Annotated in this window: 1 protein-coding gene; it reads right to left on the reverse strand. The window is 58.6% G+C overall.

Going from position 1 to position 220, the window contains the following annotated elements; genetic code table 11:
• Window positions 1-220: hypothetical protein (locus tag IG82_RS07270; protein ID WP_216476172.1), on the reverse strand; the 220-nt coding region annotated here is incomplete at both ends.

The following is a 220-nucleotide window of genomic DNA, read 5'->3' on the forward strand; positions in this document are numbered from 1 at the left end:
AATCAAGGCACCACTGGCCAGCGCCGCTTTGATGAACGAGCGTAGCCGCGTTTCTAACGGCCATTGCACGCGGCACAGCCACAGCGCCATCACCAGCGCCACAAACTGCGCCTGATATTTCACCGAGGTGGCATAAAACAACAGGCCACAAAAGCCCACCACCCCCAAAGGAGACAGCCGTTTTTGATGCACACTGTGCGCACTGAGCACCGCCGCCAAC

Origin of the sequence: Candidatus Hepatobacter penaei (assembly GCF_000742475.1) — a bacterium.
Classification (GTDB): Bacteria; Pseudomonadota; Alphaproteobacteria; order Holosporales; family Hepatobacteraceae; genus Hepatobacter; species Hepatobacter penaei.